This window comes from Streptomyces sp. NPDC088354, from assembly GCF_044753585.1.
Lineage (GTDB): Bacteria > Actinomycetota > Actinomycetes > Streptomycetales > Streptomycetaceae > Actinacidiphila.
The window spans coordinates 138,435-157,789 of record NZ_JBIVNJ010000016.1; the positions used below are offsets into that span (position 1 = coordinate 138,435).

The 19,355-nt window shown below is 72.7% G+C and carries 13 protein-coding genes; 11 read left to right on the plus strand and 2 right to left on the minus strand.

Going from position 1 to position 19,355, the window contains the following annotated elements; all coding sequences use genetic code 11:
* Positions 1–9: 9 nt before the first annotated feature.
* From ACIP98_RS23585 to ACIP98_RS23600, 4 genes are all read left to right on the plus strand, one after another.
* Positions 10–1,404 carry an NAD(P)/FAD-dependent oxidoreductase gene (locus tag ACIP98_RS23585; RefSeq protein WP_401977798.1) on the plus strand — a complete coding sequence of 465 codons (1,395 nt, stop codon included), beginning with the start codon at positions 10–12 and terminating at the stop codon, positions 1,402–1,404.
* Positions 1,405–1,562: 158 nt separating this feature from the next.
* A complete protein-coding gene (locus ACIP98_RS23590) occupies positions 1,563–2,033 on the plus strand; it encodes a hypothetical protein (protein ID WP_401977799.1) in 471 nt (156 codons plus the stop codon).
* Positions 2,034–2,136: 103 nt separating this feature from the next.
* On the plus strand, positions 2,137–2,829 hold the full coding sequence (locus ACIP98_RS23595) for a hypothetical protein (protein WP_319659677.1): 693 nt from the start codon (positions 2,137–2,139) through the stop codon (positions 2,827–2,829).
* Between the two features lie 101 nt (positions 2,830–2,930).
* Entirely contained in the window at positions 2,931–4,436 is a 1,506-nt protein-coding gene (locus ACIP98_RS23600; protein ID WP_401977801.1) for a CoA-acylating methylmalonate-semialdehyde dehydrogenase, read from the plus strand.
* On the opposite strand, the gene ACIP98_RS23605 is transcribed toward ACIP98_RS23600, so the two are convergent.
* Both ACIP98_RS23605 and gabT read right to left on the minus strand, forming a co-directional pair.
* Positions 4,408–5,028 carry a phosphatase PAP2 family protein gene (locus ACIP98_RS23605; protein WP_401977802.1) on the minus strand — a complete coding sequence of 207 codons (621 nt, stop codon included), beginning with the start codon at positions 5,026–5,028 and terminating at the stop codon, positions 4,408–4,410. The genes ACIP98_RS23600 and ACIP98_RS23605 overlap by 29 nt on opposite strands.
* Before the next feature lie 355 nt (positions 5,029–5,383).
* Positions 5,384–6,715: a 4-aminobutyrate--2-oxoglutarate transaminase gene (gene gabT, locus ACIP98_RS23610; RefSeq protein ID WP_401977804.1), complete on the minus strand. Its 1,332-nt coding sequence runs from the start codon at positions 6,713–6,715 to the stop codon at positions 5,384–5,386.
* A gap of 191 nt (positions 6,716–6,906) precedes the next feature.
* Here gabT and ACIP98_RS23615 point away from each other — a divergent pair, with 191 nt between their 5' ends.
* From ACIP98_RS23615 to ACIP98_RS23645, 7 genes are all read left to right on the plus strand, one after another.
* Complete coding sequence (locus ACIP98_RS23615) at positions 6,907–9,258, plus strand: ATP-binding protein (protein WP_401977806.1); 2,352 nt, start codon at positions 6,907–6,909, stop codon at positions 9,256–9,258.
* 1,094 nt (positions 9,259–10,352) lie between these two features.
* Complete coding sequence (locus tag ACIP98_RS23620) at positions 10,353–11,891, plus strand: PucR family transcriptional regulator (protein WP_319665383.1); 1,539 nt, start codon at positions 10,353–10,355, stop codon at positions 11,889–11,891.
* A gap of 88 nt (positions 11,892–11,979) precedes the next feature.
* Complete coding sequence (locus tag ACIP98_RS23625; RefSeq protein WP_401977808.1) at positions 11,980–13,425, plus strand: aldehyde dehydrogenase family protein; 1,446 nt, start codon at positions 11,980–11,982, stop codon at positions 13,423–13,425.
* Between the two features lie 499 nt (positions 13,426–13,924).
* Entirely contained in the window at positions 13,925–15,862 is a 1,938-nt protein-coding gene (locus ACIP98_RS23630) for an acyl-CoA dehydrogenase family protein (protein ID WP_319665381.1), read from the plus strand.
* A 77-nt stretch (positions 15,863–15,939) separates the two neighbouring features.
* On the plus strand, positions 15,940–17,217 hold the full coding sequence (gene dxr / locus ACIP98_RS23635; RefSeq protein WP_319665380.1) for a 1-deoxy-D-xylulose-5-phosphate reductoisomerase: 1,278 nt from the start codon (positions 15,940–15,942) through the stop codon (positions 17,215–17,217).
* The gene (locus ACIP98_RS23640) at positions 17,214–18,539 is read left to right on the plus strand and encodes a site-2 protease family protein (RefSeq protein ID WP_319665379.1); all 1,326 of its coding nucleotides are present in this window, start codon (positions 17,214–17,216) and stop codon (positions 18,537–18,539) included. Before dxr ends, ACIP98_RS23640 begins: the two co-directional genes overlap by 4 nt.
* 101 nt (positions 18,540–18,640) lie before the next feature.
* On the plus strand, positions 18,641–19,355 hold a 715-nt coding region (locus ACIP98_RS23645), incomplete at its 3' end, for a flavodoxin-dependent (E)-4-hydroxy-3-methylbut-2-enyl-diphosphate synthase (protein WP_401977810.1).

A 19,355-nucleotide genomic window follows, 5' to 3' on the forward strand; every position in this document is an offset into this window, starting at 1 on the left:
TGAGAACCCATGGATCCAGCCCGTTCGCTCGCCGACGCGCAGCCGACACCGTACTGGCTGGAGGACCCCGGCAGGCCGCGGGCCGGATCGGCGCTCGTCGGCGACGAGCACTGCGACCTGCTGGTGGTCGGCGGCGGGTACACGGGGCTGTGGACCGCGCTGCTGGCCAAGGAGCGCGACCCGAGGCGCGACGTCGTTCTCGTCGAGGGCAAGGAGGTGGGCTGGGCGGCGTCCGGCCGCAACGGCGGCTTCTGCGCCGCCAGCCTCACCCATGGCCCGGCCAACGGACTCGCCCGCTGGCCGGGCGAGTTCGCCGCCCTGGAGGAGCTCGGCAACCGCAACCTCGACGGCATCGAGGAGGCGGTCGCCCGCTACTCCATCGACTGCGACTTCGAGCGCACCGGCGAGATCGACGTCGCCACCGAGCCCTACCAGTTCGACGCCCTGCGCGCCGCGGCCGAGGAGGCCGCCCGGCACGGCGTCGAACTGGAGGTGCTCGACCGCGACCAGGTGCGCGCCGAGGTCGACTCGCCCACCTTCGTCGGCGGCCTGTGGGACCGCACCGGCGTCGCCATGCTCCATCCGGCCAAGCTGGCCTGGGGCCTCAAGCGCGCCTGCGAGGACCTGGGCGTACGGATCTACGAGCACACCCGCGCCACCGGGCTCGCCCGCAACGGCTCCGGCATGGCCGTCCGCACCCCGTACGGACGGATCTTCGCCCGGCACGTCGCGCTCGGCACCAACGTCTTCCCCTCACTGGTCAAACGCGTGCGCCACTACGTCGTCCCCGTGTACGACTACGCCCTGATGACCGAGCCGCTGACGGCCGGTCAGCTGGGCGCGATCGGCTGGAAGAGGCGCCAGGGCCTCGGCGACAGCGCCAACCAGTTCCACTACTTCCGGCTGACGGCGGACCACCGCATCCTGTGGGGCGGCTACGACGCCGTCTACCCCTACGGCGGGCGCCTGGACGCCGCGCGCGACGAGCGCCCGGAGACCTATCTCAAGCTCGCCCGGCACTTCTTCCGCTGCTTCCCGCAGTTGGAGGGTGTCCGCTTCACGCACGCCTGGGGCGGCGCGATCGACACCTGCTCGCGCTTCTCCGCCTTCTTCGGCACGGCCCACGACGGCCGGGTCTCCTACGCCGCCGGCTACACCGGCCTCGGCGTCGGCGCGACCCGCTTCGGCGCCGACGTGATGCTCGACCTGCTGGCCGGGGAGTCCACCGCGCGCACCGCGCTGGAGATGGTGCGCAGCAAGCCGATGCCCTTTCCGCCCGAGCCGCTGGCCTGGGCCGGGATCGGGCTGACCAAGTGGTCGCTGGGCCGAGCGGACCGCAACGCGGGCCGGCGCAACCTGTGGCTGAAGACGATGGACCGGCTCGGGCTCGGCTTCGACAGCTGAGGCCTGAGGGGCGAAGCCGCCCTTCCCGGGGCCCTTCCGGCCGCATGTGACGGCAATCACCGGCGAAAGATCGTGAAAACTCGCGTAATGATCGGCCCTCGCGCCCCTCTCACCGTGTGACAGGTATGAACGCACACACACGGAACGGAGGAACCGGCATGGTGGGCACCGGCGCGCGCGGCGCGGTCGAATGGCTGGTTTCCGTGGCACCCGATCCCGAGACCACCCGGTGGGAATGGGAGCGCAACCCCCTCGGGGTGACGCTCCTGCCCGCCGGGCGGCTGTGGGACGTCCTCATCCTCACCGGGGAACTCGGCTACCCCACCCTCGACGTGCTGACCCGGCTCGTCGACCGGCCGGGACCCGTCCTGGCCGACTTCGGCGACTCCCGCACGGGCTTCCTCGTGCCGCCCGGCACCGCCGCCCGCTGGATCGGCACGGGGGTGCGCACCGCCGGCAACGGCACGTGGATCGTCGTGCCCTACCCCGGCCGCGCCACCGGCGGCGTGCGCTGGCTCGTCCCGCCGGACGGCACCGGCCACCTCACCGACCCCGGCGTCCTCGAGCTCGCCATGCACGAGGCGGCCGCCCAGCTCGCGGTGCGCCGCCCCCGCGACACGGACGAGTGAGGCGGCCGGCCGAGGCTGCCGGTGCGCGACACTGGTTCCATGATCCCGACGGAACGCGACCGGGCCACGACCCGTTCCGCATACCCGGCGGCGGCGGTCTGACGTGGGACTCCCGCCCGGCCACGCCGCGTTCGCCGAGACCGTGCTGCCCGTCTGCGAGCCGTACGGTCTGGTGTTCGCCGGCAGTCACGCGGTCCATGCCCACGGGCTGCGCGGCGCGCCCTCCCGCCACCTGGACCTGGTGACCTTCAGCTCCACTTCCGTCGGGCGGATCGCCGCGGCGCTGGAGGCCGCGTGCACCGCCGCCGGCTACGAGGTCGCCGACCTGCCCCGCACCCCGCTGTCCGCGCAGTTCACCGCAGCGCTCCCGGGCGCGCTCGCCTACACCGTCCATGTCGCCAAGGAACCGCTGTCCCACCCGCCGGTCCTGCTCGGCCTGGGCCTGTCCCGTCCGGTGCCCGTCGTCGCGCTGGAGGATTGCGCGGCGCTGAAGGTGGCGGCGCTCGTCGACCGCGCCCTGCCGGGCGACCTCGTCGACGTCCGGGCCATGTCCGCCTGGTTCGCCCCCGGCGAGCTGCTGTCCATGGCCGTGCGCCGCGACGAGGACTTCGAGCCCGCCGCGCTCGCCGACCGCCTGGACAAGCTGGTCGGGGCCGACGACCGCCTCTTCGCCGCCCGCGGACTGGAGCCCGGGGAGGTCGCCGAGCTCAAACGCTGGGCCTTCGCATGGGCCCAGGACATCCGTCTCGACCTCATGGAGGGGATGGAGCACCCCGACGATCTGTACGACATGTAAAGGCGACGCCCCGGTCGCCGACATGTTGGTGCTTGAGGCCCGCCGCCCGTCCTGGTGACACTGGCGGGAGAGGACGCGAGGGACCGACAGGGAGAGCAGCCGTGACTGACAAGCACATCACGCACTGGATCGCCGGGCAGGCGTGGGCCGGTACCGCGGAGCGCCATGGCGAGGTGTACGACCCGGCGACCGGCGCTGTCACCGGGCGGGTGGACTTCGCGGCGATCGCCGAGGTCGACCAGGCCGTCGGCGCGGCCGCCGCGGCGTTCAAGGAGTGGCGCAACGCCTCGGTCGCCAAGCGCACGGCGGTGCTGTTCGCGTTCCGGGAGCTGCTGAACGCCCAGCGCGACGAGCTGGCCGCCGTCATCGTCTCCGAGCACGGCAAGGTGCACTCCGACGCCCTCGGCGAGATCGCCCGCGGCATCGAGGTCGTCGAGTACGCCTGCGGTATCCCGCAGTTGATCAAGGGCGGTTTCACCGAGCAGGCCTCGACCGGCATCGACGTCTACTCCATCCGCCAGCCGCTCGGCCCGGTCGCGATCATCTCGCCGTTCAACTTCCCGGCCATGGTGCCGATGTGGTTCTTCCCGATCGCCATCGCCGCGGGCAACACGGTCGTCGTCAAGCCCTCCGAGAAGGACCCGTCCGCCGCCAACTTCCTCGCGGAGCTGTGGAAGCGCGCCGGGCTGCCCGACGGCGTCTTCAACGTCGTGCACGGTGACAAGGTCGCCGTCGACCGCCTCCTGGAGCACCCGGACATCAAGTCGGTCTCCTTCGTCGGCTCCACCCCCATCGCCCGCTACGTCTACGAGACCGGCACCCGCTACGGCAAGCGCGTCCAGGCCCTCGGCGGTGCCAAGAACCACATGCTGGTGCTGCCCGACGCGGACCTGGACCTGGCCGCCGACGCGGCCGTCAACGCCGGCTTCGGCGCGGCCGGCGAGCGCTGCATGGCCGTCTCCGTCCTGGTCGCGGTCGACCCGATCGGCGACGAGCTGGTCGGGAAGATCAAGGAGCGGATGGCCACGCTCACCGTCGGCCCCGGCTGCAACGCCACGTCCGAGATGGGCCCCCTGGTCACCGGTGCCCACCGCGACAAGGTGACGTCCTACCTCGACGCGGGCCTCGCGGACGGCGCGACCCTCGCCGTCGACGGCCGCACGCACGCCGTCAGCGGCGACGACACCGCGAACGGCTTCTGGCTCGGCCCGACCCTCTTCGACGACGTGAAGCCCGGCATGTCCGTCTACAACGACGAGATCTTCGGCCCGGTCCTGTCCGTGGTCCGCGTGGGCTCGTACGACGAGGGCCTGGAGCTGATCAACTCCAACCCGTACGGCAACGGCACGGCCATCTTCACCAACGACGGCGGCGCCGCCCGCCGCTTCCAGCACGACGTCGAGGTCGGCATGGTCGGCATCAACGTGCCGATCCCGGTGCCGGTGGCCTACTACTCCTTCGGCGGCTGGAAGGCCTCGCTCTTCGGCGACACCCACGCGTACGGCCCCGACGGCGTCCACTTCTTCACCCGCGGCAAGGCGGTCACCCAGCGGTGGCTCGACCCGAGCCACGGCGGCATCAACCTCGGTTTCCCGACCAACAACTGACCGCGAGGGCGGCGCCCGCCAGCAGGGCGCCGCACAGCAGCCAGCTCCCCACGACGTCCAGCGGCCAGTGGTAGCCGCAGCGCACCAGGGAGACCCCCACCGCGACGTTCAGCAGCACGGCGGCCGCACCCAGCAGCCGCCGTGCCGCCGCGCGCAGCGAGAGGTGCGCCAGCAGCAGCGCGGCGCCCCCGTACGCCACGGCGGCGGTGGCGGCGTGGCCCGAGGGGTAGAGCCCCGGGTAGCCGGGGGAGAGGGTGAGCGAACCGGGACCCGCGCGGCCGATCAGCGGCTTGAGCAGACTCACCAGCCCGGGTACCGCGGCCATCGCCAGGGTGTACGCGAGCGCCGGCAGCCACCAGCGGGACACCCCGGCCCGCCGGAGCCGCCACATGGTGTAGACCATTGCGGTCGCCAGTACCGGTACGGCGACAGGCGCGTCGCCCAGGTCGGCGAGCAGCTGCATGAAGAAGGAGCGCCCGGCCGGGCGTACGGAGGGACCCGCGATCGCGGAGCGCACCGGCCCGTCCAGCGCCAGCAGGCGCCCGCGAACCGCCTCCTGCCAGGTCAGCAGTCCGAAGAGCGCCGTGCACACGGCGATCAGCAGAGAAGTTGGCCGCCCCGGAACAGGGGGGAGAGTTCCGGGGCGGCCAGAACGATCGCCGTACCGCCGGCCCCGGGGGGTTTGGGGCAAGCGGCCGACCGATCGGCGAGGATTGCCGGAGCCTGCGGCTTCGGCGGTGTGCGCGAGGGCACTGCTGTACCGGTGATGGGGAGTCACCGGCAAAGTGTCGCCCGCGGACTTCCGCAGACGGGGTGTTTCTTCCATCTGCGGAAACCGTACGTCACCGGCGGGGCGTCAGACAGGGGTTGCACCCTCCCGCCATCAGGCCCGCACACCTTCTTCACCGTGTGTGCCGGGCGTTCGCCTGCACCGGAGAAATGCCTGGTCACAGGCGGGTGAACGCGCTCTCGATGATGTCCAGGCCCTCGTTCAGGAGGTCCTCGCCGATCACCAGCGGGGGCAGGAAGCGCAGCACGTTGCCGTAGGTGCCACAGGTCAGGACCACCAGGCCCTCGGCGTGGCACGCCTTGGCCAGGGCGGCGGTGGCGGCGGGGTTCGGGTTCTTGCTCCCGGGTTCCACCAGCTCCACCGCGATCATGGCGCCGCGGCCCCGGACCTCGCCGATGACCTCGAACTTCTCCTGCATGCCGCGCAGCCGCCCCAGCATGATCTCGCCGATGCGGCGGGCCCTGGCGTTGAGGTCCAGCTCCTTCATCGTCTCGATGGCGCCGAGCGCGGCCGCGCATGCCACCGGGTTGCCGCCGTAGGTGCCGCCGAGGCCGCCCGAGTGCGCGGCGTCCATGATCTCCGCGCGGCCCGTCACGGCGGCCAGCGGCAGGCCGCCGGCGATGCCCTTGGCGGTGGTGATCAGGTCCGGGACGATGCCTTCGTCCTCGCAGGCGAACCACTGTCCGGTGCGGCAGAAGCCGGTCTGGATCTCGTCCGCGACGAAGACGATGCCGTTCTCGCGCGCGAACTCCACGATCTTCGGCAGGAAGCCCTTGGCGGGCTCGATGAAGCCGCCCTCGCCCTGGATCGGCTCGATCACGATCGCGGCGACGTTCTCCGGGCCGACCTGCTTGGTGATCATGTCGATCACCTGGGCGGCCGCCTCCTGCGCGCAGTTCTCCGGGCCGGTCAGCCAGCGGAACGGGTAGGCCAGCGGCACCCGGTAGACCTCGGGCGCGAAGGGGCCGAACGAGTGCTTGTACGGCATGTTCTTCGCCGTCAGCGCCATCGTCAGGTTGGTCCGCCCGTGATAGCCGTGGTCGAAGACGACGACGGCCTGGCGCTTGGTGTACGCGCGGGCGATCTTCACCGCGTTCTCGACGGCCTCGGCACCGGAGTTGAACAGCGCGGTGCGCTTCTCGTGGTCGCCCGGGGTCAGTTCGTTGAGGGCCTCGGCGACCTCCACGTAGCCCTCGTACGGCGTGACCATGAAGCAGGTGTGGGTGAAGTCGGCGAGCTGCGCCGAGGCGCGGCGCACGACCGCCTCCGCACTGTTGCCGACCGAGGTCACCGCGATACCGGAACCGAAGTCGATCAGCGAGTTGCCGTCCACGTCCTCCAGCACGGCGCCGCCGGCCCGGGTGACGAAGACGGGCAGGGTCACACCGACGCCGTTCGCGACCGCAGCAGCCTTGCGCGCCAGCAGCTCCTGCGACTTGGGGCCGGGGATCGGGGTGACGAGGCGGCGCTCCTGGGCCAGATCGGTCATGGCGGGCGTACTCCTTCGAACCGGTGTCCTTTCCCGCAGGCTAAGCCCGTACGGCGGTACCCCGCACACTCCGCAGGGGCGCACTGTACGAGGACTCTTCGACGTGACGGACATGAGCGTGCCAAGATCCTTCGGACCCGGGTGGCCGCTCGACTACATTGAGTGCGGACCTGCGAGGGGTGGCACACGCGATGGACATCGACGGTACGCACGGGAGGCCTGCGGCGCCTCCGCCCGGCGGTACGGGCCCGGGCACACCGCCTGTTCCGGGCGCCCGGCCGGTGCCGGGCGTCCCACCCGTGCCCGCGGGACCGCCCCCGGTCCCCGGCGCGCGGCCCGGACCCGGCGACCCCGGCGGCCGTTCCCCGGCCGCCGCCCACGACACTGACGGCGACCCCGCGGCGGGCACCGGCCGCAAGGGGCGCCCCGGCACGCCCCCGCCACCCACCTCCGCGCCGGGCGCCCGCCCGGCCCCCGGCACCTGGCCCGCGCCCCCGGGCGCCACCGCGCCCGCCGGCCCCGACGGCGCCGGGTTCGTCGCCTGGCTGCGCGCGCCGCGCCCCACCGCGGAGCCCGGCGTGTGGCGCGAGGGCCACCGCCCGCGACCCGCGGACGACCCCGAGGCTGTGCCGGGCCGCCAGCTCGTCAGCGGCGCCGTCATCGCCTTCCTCGGCGGCTGGCTCCTGTGGTCCCTGCTGTGGAACGGCTACCTCGGCAGCTACTGGCTGTGGCCCCTGCTCGCCGTCACCCCCGACTCCTGGCGCCATGCCGGCGGCAACCAGACCGCCTACGCCTGGGCCTCGTACCTCTACTACGCGATCGTCGGCGGCGCGCTGCTGATCTTCTTCGCCCGGCTCGGCCGCTGGCCCGAGATGTGGCGCCGCTACATCACCGCCCCCCTCCAGCGGGCCCGCGAGGAGGACCCGGCCGCCTCCGGCCGGCCGCCCGCCGACCCGCGGCAGGACCCGGCGGAATTCCCCGCGCTGCGCGACGGCGGCGCCGCCGACGCCGCGGACCGGCTCGCCGGTGACGCGCGCGACGGGCGAATGAACGACGTCGACTTCGCCCGGCTGACCCGCGCCTGGCAGTCGGTGCGGTCCGAGCCCGGCCGGCTCCCCGCCTTCACCGACACCGTGCTCCGCTACGGCGCCGCCGCCTGCGCCCACCCCAGCGGCGCCCGCGACCTGCCGGTGCGCGCCGCCCGGCACGACCTGTCCGCAGGACAGGTCCGCATCGGCACCGCCGCCGAGGACGAGCGCAACCCCCGCACCCACCGCGGCGCCGGGTTCGCCCTGGACACCTCCGTGCTCGGCACCTCCCTGCTCGCCGTGGGACCACCCGGCTCCGGCAAGACCGTGCGCATCGTGCGGCCGGTCCTGGAGTTCATGTGCCTGCAGGCCCTCGCCGGGCGGGCGGCCGTCGTCGCCGTCGGCACGGACGGGGCGCGGCTCGCCCCGGACGAGTCCTTCGACGTCGTCGTCAAGATCGGCCGTCCCGACTCCGCGTACGACCTCGACCTCTACGGCGGCGCCGGCGACCCCGACGAGGCCGCGGGCTTCCTCGCCGAAGCCCTGGTCGGCGACCTCGCCGCCGCCCTCCCCGGCGGTGACAGCCGGCGCGCCGCCACCGCGCTCGCCCAGCTGCTCGGGCCCTTCCACGCCGCCCACGGCCGCTTCCCCTCCGTCCCCGAACTGCGCGAACTCCTCGACGGCACACCCGCGGCGCTGGCCGCGCTGCGCGCCGCGCTCCAGGACCGCGGCCCCGTCGCCCAGGCCCAGCTGCGCGAACTCGACGCCCGCGAACGTCAGTCCGCCCGCCCCGGCGACGCGGGACCGCTGCTCGCCGACCGCATCGCCCTCCTCGACCGCCCCGCGTTCGCCGGCTTCTTCGACACCACCGGCGGCAGCCACCCCTTCTCCCTGCGCGGCCTGGAACACCCCCTCCGGGTCCGCATCGACCTCCCCGAACGCGGCCACGCCGAGGTCTCCCGCATCCTCGCGCGGCTGGTCCTCGCCCAGTTCGCGGAGTGCGCCGTGGCCCGGCAGGACCGTTCCCTCTTCGCCTGCCTCGTCCTCGACGACGCCTCCCACACCGTCACCGCCGAGTCGGTGCGCGGCCTCCAGCGCATGCGGTCCGCCAACGCCGGGGCCGTCCTCACCCTGCGCACCCTCGACGACGTCCCCGAGCCCCTGCGCGCCGCCCTCCTCGGCGCCGTGGGCTGCCGCGCCGCGCTCTCCGGGGTCACCGCCTGGGACGGGGCCCGGTTCGCGGAGGTCTGGGGCAAGGAATGGGTCGACGTCCAGGACGTCACCAACCGCCAGATCATCGCGGACGAGCCGCTCACGCGGGTGCTGCACACCGTGCGGCGGCTCGTCACGGGCAAGGCGGTCACGGCGGAGTCCGTCACGGTGCGCAAGGTCGAACGGGAGCGGTGGTCCGCGTCGGACCTGGCCCACGTTGTCCCTGCGGGGCACGCGGTGCTGTCGCTCACGGCGGCGAGCGGGGAGCACGCCCCGCCCGTCCTGGTCGACCTCCGGTCGTAGGTTTTTCCCCCGCCCGCCCTCCCGTGTGCCCCAGGAAGTCTGGGCGCCCCGACGCGCGTGCGGGGTGGGCCGGGTGCGGGGCCTCCGGGGCTGGCCATTCTGGACAGCACATTTAGGTGCCTCAGGCACGATTTGTTGATCACCCCGGTCATGCACCCAAATATGCTCCACAGTCCAGAACACCCACCCCTACGACCCCGCCCCCTCGGTTTCGTCATGCGCCTGATCCCCGGTGGGGGGTATAGAGGCGGTCCGGGTGACCCCGGTTGCCCGGCTCCACCCCCACCAGCGGCCGTCGCGAGGGCCAGGGGGTCCGGGCCTGTTCCCCCGTAGGGGTACGGGGGCGGTTCGGGGTGCCGTGGTTGTCCGGCTCCACCTCCACCAGCGGTTGTCGCGGGGGCGGGGGGTTCTTCCGGTATCCCCGCCCCTTCCGTGTGTGTTCGTGCCTGATCCCCGGTGGGGTACGGGGGGCGGTCCGGGTGACCTCGGTTGCCCGGCTCTACCCCCACTATTGGCCGTCGTGAGGGCCAGGGGGTTCGGGTCTGTTCTCCGGTGGGGGTACGGGGGCGGTTCGGGGTGCCGTGGTTGTCCGGCTCCACCTTCACCAGCGGCTGTCGCGAGGGCCGGGGGTCCTCCGGTGGCCTGTCCAGGTCGTGACCTTCGCCCCTCACGCGTGCCGGGGCGGGCCCCGCCCCTCTCCCGGTGTGGGCGCGATGTGACGGCTGCCCGGGCAGCTGGCGTGCGTTGCGCCGACGGAGGCCCCGGGCACGGTGCCGTCCATACCCCCCACCGGGGATCAGGCGCGATACGAAACGGAGGGGGCGGGGTCGGAGGGGTGGGCGTTCTGGACTGTGGAGCATATTTGGGTGCATGACCCGGGGTGATCAGTTGAGGGTGCCGGAGGCACCTAAATGTGCTGTCCAGAATGGCCAGCCCCGGAGGCCCCGACCCCGGCACCCCACGAAACGCGCGTCGGGGCGCCCAGACTTCACAGGGCACACGGGAGGGCGGGCGGGGGAAAAACCTGGCGGCGCCGCAGGTATACGGTGAGGCAGAATCGGAAGAGACCGTACTCCGCGATGGAGAAAAAGACCGTGCCGCCAACCCTCGCCTCACTCCTGCGGAACCCCGCCCTGAAGCTGACCGCCCTCGCCGCAGGCGACCACGCGGACGCGGCGACCGTCCGCTGGGTGCACACCAGCGAGCTGGACGACCCCGCGCCGTACCTGGAGGGCGGGGAACTGCTGCTCACGACCGGCCTGAAGCTGGACAGCGGGGCACCGGACGCGCTCGCGCAGTACGTGACCCGGCTGGCACGGGCCGGCGTCGTGGGGCTCGGCTTCGGCGTGGGCCTGAGCCACGACACCGTGCCGGAGGCGCTCGTGGAGGCCGCGGAGACGCACGGGCTGCCGCTGCTGGAGGTGCCGCGCAAGACGCCGTTCATCGCCATCAGCAAGGCCGTGTCGGCGGCGATAGCCGCGGAGCAGTACCAGGCGGTGACGGCCGGCTTCGAGGCGCAGCGGGAGCTGACCCGGGCCGCGCTGGCGCCGGACGGGACGAGCGCGCTGCTGGCCCGGCTCGCGGCGCACCTGAACGGCTGGGCGGCGCTGTACGACGCGTCCGGCGCGGTGGTGGCCGCCGCCCCGGACTGGGCGGGCCGCCGTGCCGCACGGCTGGCCGGCGAGGTGGACCGGCTGCGCGGGAAGCCGGCGCCGGCGAGCGCGGCCGTGGCGGGCCCGGCGGGCACGGAGGACCGGGTGCAGTTGCAGTCGCTCGGCACGGGCCGCCGCCCGCGCGGCTTCCTCGCGGTGGGGACGGAGGAGCGGCTGGACACCTCCGCCCGCTACATCGTGCACGCGGCCGTGGCCCTGCTGACGCTGTCCCTGGAGCAGTCCCGCACGTTGCAGGACACCGAGCAGCGCCTCGGCGGCGCGCTGCTGCGGATGCTGCTCGTGGGGGAGGCCGAGCACGCCCGTACGGTGGCGGGCCGGCTGTACGGCGGGCTGCTGGAGGCGCCCGTGCGCGTGCTGGTGGCCGAGCCGGCGGAGGCCGCCGTCGAGGCCGTGGGTCTGCTGGCCGAGCGGGTGGAGGCGGCGGCGCTGCGCTCGGCGGAGCCGGTGCTGGCGGTGCGTGACGGGGACCGGTTGACCGTCCTGGCCTCGGCGGAAGGCGCTGTGCTGGCCGCGTGCCTGGCGGCGCTCGACAGCGACGACGACCTCGTGGCGGGACTGTCCGCCGCGGTCGGTTCCGCGGCCGTGCCCGCCGCCCATGAGCAGGCCGGACGGGCGCTGGCGGTCGCGCGCCGACGCGGCCGCAGCGTGGTCGAGCACGACGAGGTCGGCTCCGGTTCGGTGCTGCCGCTGCTGAGCGAGGACGCCGTGCGGGCGTTCTCGGACGGGCTGCTGCGTCCGCTGCGGGAGCACGACGCCACCGCCCGCGGCGACCTCACGGCCTCTCTGCAGGCCTGGCTGTCCCGGCACGGCCAGTGGGACGCCGCCGCGGCCGACCTCGGGGTGCACCGGCACACGTTGCGCTACCGGATGCGGCGCGTGGAGGAGATCCTGGGCCGCTCGCTGGACGACCCGGACGTGCGGATGGAGCTCTGGCTCGCCCTGAAGGCCGCCGGCCGCTGACGGCACGTGCCGAAACGGCGCATCGCCCCAGGGCCGTACTCCTCCGTGGACAAGCCCGTCCGGGTGCCGCCCGTCCTACCGTGTCCGCATGAGCACCCCCACCGCCTTCTGGCTCGCCGGCCGCCCGGTCACCGGCGAGGACAGCTTCGATGTCGTGAACCCGTACGACGGCAGCGTCGTCGCCTCGGTCGGCGTGCCGACCGAGGACCAGGTCGAGGAGGCGGTCGCGGCCGCCAAGGCCGTCGAGGCTGAGTTCGCCGCCACCCCCGCGCATGTGCGCGCCGCCGCGCTGGACCACGTGTCCAAGCGGCTGGCCGAGCGCGCCGAGGAGATCGCGCGCCTGATCACCGCCGAGAACGGCAAGCCGATCAAGTGGGCGCGCGGCGAGGTCGGCCGCGCCGTCTCGGTGTTCCGCTGGGCCGCGGAGGAGGCGCGCCGCTTCAACAGCGGTGAGGCGCAGCGCCTGGACACCGACGCGGGCGGCGTGGGCCGTCTGGCGCTGACCCGCCGGTTCCCGCGCGGCAGCGTGCTCGGCATCGCGCCCTTCAATTTCCCGCTCAACCTGGTGGCGCACAAGGTCGCCCCGGCGATCGCCGTCGGCACGCCGATCATCCTCAAGCCGGCACCGTCCACCCCGCTCTCGGCCCTGGTGCTGGGCGAGATCCTGGCCGAGACCGAGCTGCCGGCCGGTTCCTGGAGCGTGCTGACCGTTCCCAACGACCGGATGCCCGCGCTGGTCCAGGACGAGCGCCTGCCCGTCGTCTCCTTCACCGGCTCCGACCGGGTGGGCTACCAGATCATGGACTCGGTGCCGCGCAAGCACATCACCTTGGAGCTGGGCGGCAACGCCGCCGCCGTCGTGCTCGCGGACTGGTCGTCCGAGGAGGACCTGGAGTGGGCCGCGAGCCGCATCGCGACCTTCGCCAACTACCAGGGCGGCCAGTCCTGCATCTCCGTGCAGCGGGTCGTCGCGGACGCGGCGGTGTACGACCGGCTGGTGGAGAAGGTCGTGGCCAAGGTCAGGGCCCAGGTCACCGGGGACCCGTCGGACGAGGCGACCGACGTCGGCCCGCTGGTCGACGAGAACGCCGCCCGGCGCGTCGAATCCTGGGTCGAGGACGCCGTGGCCAAGGGTGCCAAGCTGCTGACCGGCGGCGCGCGCGACGGTGCCGCCTACGAGCCCACCGTGCTGGCCGACCTGCCCGCCGACGCGATCATCGCCACCGAGGAGGTCTTCGGCCCGGTGCTGTCGCTGCACAGGGTCGAGGGCACCGACGAGGCGTTCGCCGTGGTCAACGACTCCAAGTTCGGCCTGCAGAGCGGTGTCTTCACGCACGACCTGCAGACCGCCTTCCGTGCCCACCGGGAGCTGGAGGTCGGCGGGGTCATCATCGGCGACGCGCCCTCGTACCGCGCCGACCAGATGCCCTACGGCGGCGTCAAGGACTCCGGCGTCGGGCGTGAGGGCGTCAAGTACGCGATGGACGACTACACCTACGAGCGCGTTCTCGTGCTGACCGGGCTCGCCCTGTAGGCCATCCCTCCAGCGGCCGGGGCGCATGTGCGGTGCGCCCCGGCCGCGTTGTTCTCCCCGACTCTCCGTGAGGCGCTGGCCCTTGGCGTCCGGCCGGCGGGGCGGCCCGGGCGTTCACCCGGGTGGAGCCGGGCGCCGAGGCGAATCCCCCGGAACCGGCGCGGCCGCCCCGGGGCACTCCCGCTCCGGTGCCGTACGGGAGGTGCCCGCGGGTGTCGCGGACGGGTGTCCCAGGAGCCCGCCACGGTCGTCGGGGCCTCGAAGAACGCCCCGCGGAGATCGTGTTGACACCGCGTCAGTCACGGCCCGCTCGCCGCCGCCCCCCGCCACCGCGGCGCTCGCCGCCGACGTCGGGCGCGCCCCGGCCGCCGTGCCGCCCGAGGCGGCCGCAGGGCACCGCGGGCCCGGCCCGCGGTGCGCGAGGGCTGGTGACCATGCCGGAACCGGGGTACTAACGAACACGTAGCACCGGTCGGTAACGACGCGAGGTGATGCTCCCATGTCCGCAAGTTCAGCCCGCCCCACCGTCTCGGAACGCGAAGCACGCCAGGTCGCCGAGGCAGCCCGTGAACAGGAATGGCGCAAGCCCAGCTTCGCCAAGGAACTGTTCCTGGGACGCTTCCGGCTCGACCTGATCCACCCCCACCCCACACCGTCGACCGAACAGGTCCAGCGTGGCGAGGAGTTCCTGGCCAAGCTCCGCGACTTCGTCGAGACGAAGGTGGACGGCGCGCTGATCGAACGCGAGGCGCGCATCCCCGACGAGGTCATCGACGGGCTCAAGGAGCTCGGCGCCCTCGGCATGAAGATCGACCCCAAATACGGCGGCCTCGGTCTCACGCAGGTCTACTACAACAAGGCGCTGGCCCTGGTCGGGTCCGCCAGTCCCGCCGTCGGCGTGCTGCTCTCCGCGCACCAGTCGATCGGCGTGCCCCAGCCGCTCAAGATGTTCGGCACCCCGGAGCAGAAGGAGCGGTTCCTGCCGCGCTGCGCCCGTACCGACATCTCCGCCTTCCTGCTCACCGAGCCCGACGTGGGCTCCGACCCGGCGCGCCTGGCCACCACGGCGGTTCCGGACGGGGACTCCTACGTCCTCGACGGCGTCAAGCTGTGGACCACCAACGGCGTGGTGGCCGATCTGCTGGTCGTCATGGCCCGGGTGCCGAGGAGCGAGGGCCACAAGGGCGGCATCACCGCCTTCGTGGTCGAGGCGGGCTCGGAGGGCATCACCGTCGAGAACCGCAACTCCTTCATGGGTCTGCGCGGTATCGAGAACGGCGTCACCCGCTTCCACCGGGTGCGGGTCCCCGCCGCGAACCGCATCGGCCCCGAGGGATCCGGTCTGAAGATCGCCCTGACCACCCTCAACACCGGCCGCCTGTCGCTGCCCGCGTCCTGCGTCGCGGCCGGCAAGTGGTGCCTGAAGATCGCCCGCGAGTGGTCGGTGGCCCGTGAGCAGTGGGGCAAGCCGATCGCCGAGCACGAGGCCGTCGGATCGAAGATCGCCTTCATCGCGGCGACGACGTTCGCCCTCGAGGCCGTCATGGAGCTCTCCAGCCAGATGGCCGACGAGAACCGCAACGACATCCGCATCGAGGGCGCGCTCGCCAAGCTCTTCGCGTCCGAGATGGGCTGGGTCATGGCCGACGAGCTCGTCCAGATCCGCGGCGGCCGCGGCTTCGAGACCGCCGAGTCGCTCGCCGCACGCGGCGAACGGGCCGTACCGGCCGAGCAGTTGCTGCGCGACCTGCGCATCAACCGGATCTTCGAGGGCTCGACGGAGATCATGCACCTGCTGATCGCCCGCGAGGCCGTCGACGCCCACCTGTCGGTGGCCGGCGACCTCATCGACCCCGACAAGGCCCTCGGCGACAAGGCCAAGGCGGGCATGAAGGCCGGCGGCTTCTACGCCCGCTGGCTGCCGAAGCTGGTCGCGGGCCCCGGCCAGCTGCCGGTGTCCTACGGCGCCTTCCACCCGTCGGGCCACCCCGACCTCGCCGTGCACCTGCGGTACGTGGAGCGCAGCGCGCGCAAGCTCGCCCGCTCGACCTTCTACGCGATGTCCCGCTGGCAGGGCCGGATGGAGACCAAACAGGGCTTCCTCGGCCGTGTGGTGGACATCGGCGCCGAACTGTTCGCGATGAGCGCGGCCTGCGTCCGCGCCGAGATGCTGCGCAGCCGCGGCGAGAACGGGCGCGAGGCCTACCAGCTCGCCGACGCCTTCTGCCGCCAGTCGCGGCTGCGGGTGGAGGAGCTGTTCGGGCGCCTGTGGGCCAACACCGACACCATCGACCGCAAGGTGGTCACCGGCGTCCTCGGCGGCGCCTACACCTGGCTCGAATCCGGCATCGTCGATCCCTCGGGCGACGGCCCGTGGATCGCCGCGACCGACCCCGGACCCTCCGGCAAGGAGAACGTCCACCGGCCGATCCGCTGAACGGCCGGCCGCAGCCGAGGGCACCGCTTCCCGGAGGCGGTGCCCTCGGCGTGCCGCGGACCCGACACAATGGAGGGATGACCGACTCTCTCGCCGACCCGCACCTGCGGCCGACCGGACCGGACACGGCCACCGCCGCCCACGACGGCCCCCGCGACATCGTGATCCTCGGCTCGACCGGATCGATCGGCACCCAGGCCATCGACGTCGTGCTGCGCAACCCCGACCGCTTCCGGGTGGTCGCGCTGTCCGCGGCCGGCGGCCGGGTCGGACTGCTCGCTGACCAGGCGCTGCAGCTGGGCGTCGAGGCGGTCGCCGTCGCCGACGAGAAGGCCGCGGGCCCGCTCCGCGAGGCCCTGGCCGAGCGGTACGGGAGCGACCCGCAGCCCGAGGTGCTCGTGGGCCCGGACGCGGCGACCGAGCTGGCCCGCAGGCCCTGCCACTCGGTGCTGAACGGCATCACCGGCTCGATCGGGCTGCGCCCGACGCTGGCCGCCCTGGAGGCGGGCCGCGTGCTGATCCTCGCCAACAAGGAGTCGCTGATCGTCGGCGGCCCTCTGGTGAAGGCGGTGGCCAAGCCCGGCCAGATCGTGCCCGTGGACTCGGAGCACTCCGCGCTCTTCCAGGCCCTGATGGGCGGCGCCCGCTCCGAGGTGCGCAAGCTCGTCGTCACGGCCTCCGGCGGCCCCTTCCGGGGACGGACCAAGGAGGAGCTGGCCGGGGTCACCCCGCAGCAGGCGCTGGCCCACCCCACCTGGGACATGGGACCGGTGGTGACCATCAACTCCGCCACCCTGGTCAACAAGGGGCTGGAGGTCATCGAGGCCCACCTGCTCTTCGACATTCCCTTCGACCGCATTGAGGTCGTCGTCCACCCGCAGTCGTATGTCCACTCGATGGTGGAGTTCACGGACGGTTCGACCCTGGCCCAGGCCAGCCCTCCGGACATGCGGATGCCGATCTCGCTGGGCCTCGGCTGGCCCGAGCGGGTGCCCGACGCCGCGCCGGGCTGCGACTGGACGAAGGCCGCGACCTGGACCTTCTTCCCGCTCGACGACGAGGCGTTCCCGGCGGTGGCGCTCGCGCGCCGCGTCGGTAGCCTCGGGGGTACCGCCCCCGCGGTGTTCAACGCGGCCAACGAGGAGTGCGTGGCCGCGTTCCTCGCGGGCACGCTGCCCTTCACCGGCATCGTGGACACTGTCGCGCGGGTGGTGGAGGAACACGGCACCCCCGCGGCGGGAACTTCTCTCACGGTCGAGGACGTCCTCGAAGCGGAAAGCTGGGCACGGGCCCGTGCCCGGGAACTGGCTGCGGAACAAGCGGAGCAGGCGACAACGGAGGCGGCACGCGTATGACGGCACTCATGTGGGTCCTGGGGCTCGCGGTGTTTTTCGTGGGTCTGCTGGTCTCCATCGCCTGGCACGAACTCGGCCACCTCTCCACCGCCAAGCTCTTCAAGATCCGCGTTCCCCAGTACATGGTCGGCTTCGGGCCGACCATCTGGTCCCGGCACAAGGGCGAGACCGAGTACGGCGTCAAGGCCGTCCCGCTCGGCGGCTACATCCGCATGATCGGCATGTTCCCGCCCGGTGACGACGGCCGGATCACCGCCCGGTCCACCTCGCCCTTCCGCGGGATGATCGAGGACGCCCGCTCGGCGGCGTACGAGGAACTGCAGCCGGGCGACGAGACCCGGATGTTCTACACGCGCAAGCCGTGGAAGCGCGTGATCGTGATGTTCGCCGGGCCCTTCATGAACCTGATCCTGGCCTTCGGGCTCTTCCTGATGCTGTTCATGGTCTTCGGCCTCCAGACCCAGACCACGACGGTCGGCTCGGTCTCCGACTGCGTCATCCCGGCGTCCGACACCAAGGCCCTGGACGCCAAGGACCCCTGCGCGCAGGGCACGTACCCGGCGGCGCCCGCCAAGGCGGCCGGACTGCAGAAGCGCGACCGGATCGTGGCCCTGAACGGGGTCAAGGTCGACGACAGCCAGTGGTCGGTGCTGCAGCAGGAGATCCGCAAGACGATCGGCCCCGCCACCATCACCGTGGTGCGCGACGGCAAGACCGTCGACCTGCACGCGAACCTGATCGCCAACAAGGTCGTCAAGACCGACAGCCAGGGCCTCGTGGTCAAGGGCCAGTACGTCCAGGCCGGTTTCCTCGGCTTCACGCCCGCCAACGGGGTGGTGCGGCTGGGCTTCGGCCAGTCGGTCGACCACATGGCCACGACGGCGGAGGACGGGGTCCGGTCGCTCGGCGCGCTCCCCGGCAAGATCCCCGCGCTGTGGAACTCGGTCTTCAACGGCGCCGAGCGCCAGCCCGACTCCCCGGTCGGCATGATCGGCGCGGCCCGCCTGGGCGGTGACGTCTTCTCTCTGCCCCTGCCGGCCACGCAGAAGATCGCCCTGATGGTGAACCTGCTCGCCGGTGTCAACCTGGCCCTGTTCCTGTTCAACATGCTGCCGCTGCTCCCGCTGGACGGCGGCCACATCGCGGGCGCCCTGTGGGAGTCGCTGCGGCGCAACCTCGCCCGCGTCTTCCGCCGCCCCGACCCGGGCCCGTTCGACGTGGCGAAGCTGATGCCGGTCGCCTATGTGATCGCCGGCGTCTTCATCTGCTTCACGGCCCTGGTCATGGCCGCGGATCTCATCAATCCGGTGCGTTTGACCTAGGCGCGATGTCCTCGGCGTGGGTGGGGTGACGTAGTCTCGTTCAACGGAGCCCGCCCACGCCGCCGGGACCTCGATCCGCGTACTTTGGGGATGCCACGCACATGACCGCGATTTCGCTCGGGATGCCGTCCGTTCCGATCAAGCTCGCCGACCGCCGCAAGAGCCGCCAGATCCAGGTCGGATCCGTGGCCGTCGGCGGCGACGCACCGGTCTCCGTCCAGTCCATGACCACCACCGTCACCGCGGACATCGGCGCCACGCTGCAGCAGATCGCCGAGCTCACCGCCTCCGGTTGCCAGATCGTGCGGGTCGCCTGCCCCTCGCAGGACGACGCCGACGCCCTCGCCACCATCGCGAGGAAGTCGCAGATCCCGGTGATCGCGGACATCCACTTCCAGCCGAAGTACGTGTTCGCGGCGATCGACGCGGGGTGTGCGGCGGTGCGGGTGAACCCGGGCAACATCCGGCAGTTCGACGACAAGGTGAAGGAGATCGCCAAGGCGGCCTCCGACGCCGGTACCCCGATCCGGATCGGGGTGAACGCCGGGTCGCTGGACAAGCGCCTGCTGGAGAAGTACGGCAAGGCCACGCCGGAGGCGCTGGTGGAGTCGGCGCTGTGGGAGTGCTCGCTGTTCGAGGAGCACGGTTTCCGTGACATCAAGATCTCGGTGAAGCACAACGACCCGGTGGTGATGGTCAACGCGTACCGTCTGCTGGCGCAGCAGTGCGACTATCCGCTGCACCTGGGGGTGACCGAGGCGGGTCCGGCGTTCCAGGGCACGATCAAGTCGGCGGTGGCGTTCGGTGCGCTGCTGA

Bases quoted from the DNA above. Each gene is read 5' to 3' on its own strand.
- gabT (WP_401977804.1), bottom strand. From the start codon at position 6,715: ATGACCGATCTGGCCCAGGAGCGCCGCCTCGTCACCCCGATCCCCGGC.
- ACIP98_RS23625 (WP_401977808.1), top strand. From the start codon at position 11,980: ATGAGCACCCCCACCGCCTTCTGGCTCGCCGGCCGCCCGGTCACCGGC.
- ACIP98_RS23585 (WP_401977798.1), top strand. From the start codon at position 10: ATGGATCCAGCCCGTTCGCTCGCCGACGCGCAGCCGACACCGTACTGG.
- ACIP98_RS23615 (WP_401977806.1), top strand. From the start codon at position 6,907: ATGGACATCGACGGTACGCACGGGAGGCCTGCGGCGCCTCCGCCCGGC.
- ACIP98_RS23630 (WP_319665381.1), top strand. From the start codon at position 13,925: ATGTCCGCAAGTTCAGCCCGCCCCACCGTCTCGGAACGCGAAGCACGC.
- dxr (WP_319665380.1), top strand. From the start codon at position 15,940: ATGACCGACTCTCTCGCCGACCCGCACCTGCGGCCGACCGGACCGGAC.
- ACIP98_RS23590 (WP_401977799.1), top strand. From the start codon at position 1,563: ATGGTGGGCACCGGCGCGCGCGGCGCGGTCGAATGGCTGGTTTCCGTG.
- ACIP98_RS23640 (WP_319665379.1), top strand. From the start codon at position 17,214: ATGACGGCACTCATGTGGGTCCTGGGGCTCGCGGTGTTTTTCGTGGGT.